We start from the raw sequence: 4,807 nt of genomic DNA, 5'->3' as shown, positions 1-4,807 counted from the left end.
CAGGTTGTGGGCGGTGAAGGGATGGCCCACTCCTGCCATCACCGAAGCCCGGGTGAATCCGATCTCCAGGTTCGGCGTGGGATGGAAGCTGATCTTCTGCAGATTGAAGAAAGGCCGCGCCGGGAACTGGTGTCCCGAGAGTTTGCCGAACAGGAACTCGGACTTGATCTCGCCCAGATACTTGAAGATCCAGGGCAGCACCAGCGGCCGGATGCGGGTCAGGCGCAGCATGTACATGGAATCGGGGTTGTCGCCCAGCATCAGGGGCGCGCTCTCCCCCGGCCCCAGCCACAGGCTCTCTTTGCCGAAGCTCAGAGCATACGACCCCAGTTGCACCCCGGCATACATCTCGATCGGCTCGAAGCGGTCGGTGGTCGGGATCGGAGTCGCGGGCTGCACCGGATTGGAATCCAGCGAGGCGATCAGAGTCCGCTGCGCCAGGGTGAGAGGCCCGCGTCCGGGCGCGTGCTGGTATTCGCCGCTGGCGTAGAAGAAGAACGGCCCCGCCACGGCGCTTCCCGACGCCCCTACGATGACGTTGTCGCCCTGGTCGAACGGCCGCCCGTAGTCGTTCCACAGGGTCTGGCCGAAGTGGTAGCTGTCGCGCAGCGGCGTACCGCTGATGTGGCCATAGCGCGTGTAGATGGAATCGAGCTGCGCGCTCTCGTAGTGCTGCCCGTCGCGGCTGAACTCCGCCCGCAACTCGCGGATGGTCTTCTGCACGCTGGAGTCCGCGGGAAGGTCCACAGCATTCTCCGCCGCCTCCTCGGTCTGGCGCAGGCACTCGCGGCGCGTCCACGGCTGCAATCCCAGAAACTGCGTGCGGATGTAGCCCAGCGCGGCCAGCCGCTTCAGCGCCGGATAGACCCAGCTATCCAGCGGCACGAAGGGCGAGCCCAGCTTCTCCGCGTCCACGGGATGGTCGTTCACGAAAGTCCCGAAGTCCATGTCGTCCAGATCGGGATCATGGTGCGCGCGGTAGACCTGCCTCCCGATCAGCCATCCCGCGAAGCTCCCCACCATCACGTCGGCGGGAAAGTGCTGCCGCCCGGTGACGCGGGCGATGCTCACTGCGGTCGCGCCCCCATACACCAGCGCCTTGGTCAGCGGCCCGGGATACTCGTGAGCGATCACTGAAGCTACCGTCCAGCTCAGCATCGCGTGCATCGAGGGAAAGGAGGCGTTGCTCGCCCCCTGAAAGAAGTCCCCCAACCCATCGGTGGCAGTGGGACGCTCTCTTCCCAGCGCCGCTTTCAGGGCCTCATTGACTCCTGCGCTGTTGATCACCGCCTCGGCAGAAAGCAAGCCCGTCTCCCGCCAGCGCGGCCGCCCCTGGTAGGAGCCCACCACATACAGGAAGGCCGGCACCGCCAGCATGGCGCCCAGCCCGGCATTGGCCACGGTGTTGCTGCGGCTGATGGCCTGGGCATTGGACTGTTCCCGCAGCATGTTGTGCCGGTCGCTGTACAGCAGTCCCCCGGTGCTGGCGCCCAGAGGAAGCAGCCAGCTCAGGTCGTGAGGATGAAAGCGTGCGGGGCTGGTCCAGATGTCGCGCTGATCTCCGGGGAGATTGAGGAAGACCTTCTTCAGCGACATGCTGTGGTCGGTGAGGTCCTGCACACTGGCCGACTCTGCGGTAGGCGCGGCCGCCGGGGGCGGTACAGAGGAGCTTTCGGCGGAAGCGGCCGGGGCCGGCCCGCCGTACGCCTCGCGCACCGACTCCTCCCAAGCGCGTCCCACCAACGGGGAAGGCTCACCCGGCGCCAGGGCGCTGGGGCGCGCCGCCGCACGCACGGCCCCGTGCCAGGCCTTGCCGGCGAATCCGGTGGGCTTCCTGCCGCTCCACGACCCCGCTGGCGCGGCCACGGCGGCGACACCGCTGCCCGCCAGCACAGCCGCGAGCCAAACAGTCCGGAGCAAGGAGGGAGTGCCCATGATGGCCAGGAGCCAGGCCGGTAATGGTAGCAGAAGGATCAATGGTCTGAAAAACCGCTTCCCGCGGCCATCTCGGGCCTCCCTCCTGGCGGGCGGCCTCTTTCGAGGCCTGTCAAAACCGGCTTTGCTTCACGGAACGGATGGAATCGATACAGGTGAGGTTGGCCGACTCATTCCAGGTGTGGATGGTCCGGACCTCCGGCTGCCACCCGGGATCGATCCGCCGGATGATCTCTTCGCGGTAGCGGTCAGGAGTGAGTTCCACGATACGGTTGAAGACCAGCGCGCGCCCGTAACCCCCAGCGCAGTCCTGCGACGGACGGAGCAGCATTCCGTTCTCAACGAAGATCCGCCCTGCCGGGCGAGCGGCGCGCAGATCCGACAGCACGGGATTCAGGGGGTGCGGCTCGAACGGACCCAGCGGCGAGGCGGCGTGGAAGAGACAAAGCTCATCCGGCCGGCTGCGGGGCACCGCGACCGCGGCAAACAGCCACCACCGTCCTTGGTGCTGGAGCAAGGTGCTGTCCACGGCGATGATCCCGTCGAGCAATACGCGCTCCAGCTTCCATTCGCCCGGATAGCAGTCGCAGCGGTACAGCCTTACCTGCCCCGCTTCCGCGCTTTCCGGAACCATGTAGACGCGTCCCTCGTGCTCGAAGACGAAGGGGTAGGAGAGGTGAAAGGGCTCCCGCAGTACGCTCAGGGCGGCATCCCAGTCCTGCCGCTCGAAGTTCCAGGGAAGATAGCTGATCGAGCCTCGTCCGATCGGGACCGGGGATTCCTCCAGAAAGATCCCGCGATGCTGGCCGTGCTCGTGAGGAAAGGGATCGGCCCAGCACCGTCCTGGCGGAGCCACCAGCCACTTCATGGTGGTTACGTCCGCTTTGGCGCTCTTGGGTTGCCACCCGATGCACCACTTCGCCGGGCGCAGGCGGTCCCGGGCCCGGTCGGTGATCACGCGCGAGGCCACGCGCAGGCCTGCCCGGGCAACGTCCAGCAACCCGGGGTCGGAGATTCCGAAGTCCCGGGCCCCTATGGGTCCGGGCGGCGCGGCTCCCGCCGCCAGGCGCCGCACCACCCGCAGGGGAAGCTCGGCGGCGCGCCACAGCAGAGCGTCCTGGGTGCGCGCCATCGAGCGTGTGTCCCGCTCGCCCGTGCTCTCGGCCAGCGTGATCTCCTCTCCCGGCGCTCGCTCCACCAGCGCGATGCGCACGTAGGGAGCGAGGACGGCCACCTCGCGCAGCCCCAGGCCGGGCCCACAACCCTGGTACTGCCAAAGCCGCTTGCCCGCAAGCCCTGCCGAGTCGGCGCCCAGAAGGTTGGCGGGATCGAAGACCACGTCTGCCGCTGCGGAGTGTTCCCGGCCCGCTTCGGCCGCCGGCTTGCCTGCCGCGGGCTGCTGATCGAGCGCGTGGGGACGCGGGAAAAAGAACTTCCGGTCGAGCTTGCGGAAGCAGCGCAGCGCCAGCCCGCCCTGGTCGGGCCGGCGTGGCGATCCCACCCGAGTGAGCGCACACGCCCCCGAGGCTTCCAGCAGTTCCACCGAACGCAACGTCCAAGCCGGCATGCGTTCGCCCAGTACCGCCTCGATGCGCAAGTGCTTCATCGGCGCGCGCCTTCAGCCAGCGGGAGCAGAAGCTTGTCGGAAACGTCGTAGCCGACCGCTACCCGCGGGAACGAGACCGCCTTGCCTTGCTGGTAGCTGTGGATGGGGCTCGATCCTCGATAGAAGAAACGCAACCCGCGGACGGCCGCGGCTTCTTCGGCGCCGGCCACAGTGAGGCGCACCGCATCCACGCCCTGGCCGGCAAGCCATCGCAGCAGCTCCGCCAGGATCCATTCCCTCGCACCAGCCGCCGGCTCTTGCGTTCGCGTCCTGAGGATGACGCCGATGCGCTGCCTCTCCGTATCGACGATGCGGGCCAGCGACCAGCCGCGCTCGCTGCCGTCCACCAGGAACCGGTGCACGAAGTACCGGCCGCAGAAGGTCTCGCCAGCCGCCAGCCACCGCGCCATTTGGGAGCTGATCAGCGGCGCCGCCGCCGGGTCACCCGAGGGATCAGGGTGCGGCGGGTCGGAGCCCAACGGCCCCCAAGCCACCTCTCCGCCCCTTGGTGACCGGCTAGCCGGTTTGAACCACCACTGAACGGCGGAGTCGAGCGGCCGACCCAGGGAGCCCAGCCGCCGGCGCGCCCGCAGCACGCGGGCAGAGAGCGGAAGAGCAAAGTGATGCGCGTCCCCCAGATGGGTCCACCCCAGCTTGCTGACGATAGCTACCGTATGTTGGCTGCCCCCGAAGGTCAGTGTCGGCTCCTCGCCCTCCATGGCGCGGCGCAGCAGGGCGACGCCCGTCGCCTGGCCACGGTGCTCGGGCAGGCAATACCAGTCCTGGATCTCGATGACCCGCACCTTGCGGTTCCCGAGCAGGTAGGGGCGTACGAAGCCCCAGCACATGGCCACGCAATCCGCTCCCTCGAACGCCAGTTCGCCGAACTGTTCAGGGAGGTCCAAATAACGCCAGCGAAGGAACTCGGGCGTGTTCGGGCGCTCGGGAAACGCCCTCTGGGCGAGTCTCTGCAATGCCTCGAGGTGCTCGGCGCGGAACCGTTCGCAGCGGATGCTCAAGGGACGTTCTCAGGAGTTCGACCGCACAGCCGGGAGAGCCTGCACCCGGGATTGTGGTCGACCTGGCGCCCTCAAGGCAAGCGAGCGTTTTGTGTCATCGCCGGCGGCCTCACTGGTGGGTGAAGGGGACGATCTTCCAGGCGGGGTCGACGCTGGTGGAGACGAAGGCGGCGCCCACCTTGGTGGCCCCGTTCATGGTCCACACCACCACGCTGGTGGTGGAGTCGTTGCGCCACAGCAGGTCGGC

3 protein-coding genes are annotated in these 4,807 nt (G+C 67.8%); all 3 read right to left on the bottom strand.

The window, feature by feature from the left end:
* A partial coding sequence (locus tag VEG08_06895; GenBank protein HXZ27712.1) for a capsule assembly Wzi family protein occupies positions 1–1,893 on the bottom strand: 1,893 nt, incomplete at its 3' end.
* Between the two features lie 154 nt (positions 1,894–2,047).
* Positions 2,048–3,541, bottom strand: a complete 1,494-nt coding sequence (locus VEG08_06890) for a hypothetical protein (protein ID HXZ27711.1) — start codon at positions 3,539–3,541, stop codon at positions 2,048–2,050.
* Positions 3,538–4,560 carry a GNAT family N-acetyltransferase gene (locus tag VEG08_06885; protein ID HXZ27710.1) on the bottom strand — a complete coding sequence of 341 codons (1,023 nt, stop codon included), beginning with the start codon at positions 4,558–4,560 and terminating at the stop codon, positions 3,538–3,540. Before VEG08_06885 ends, VEG08_06890 begins: the two co-directional genes overlap by 4 nt.
* Positions 4,561–4,807: the final 247 nt, after the last annotated feature.

It is taken from the genome of Terriglobales bacterium (assembly GCA_035624475.1).
In the GTDB taxonomy this organism is placed as follows: Bacteria; Acidobacteriota; Terriglobia; order Terriglobales; family Acidobacteriaceae; genus DASPRL01.
Note: the sequence above shows the minus strand (reverse complement) of the source record. Positions and strands in the feature narration are given on the sequence as shown.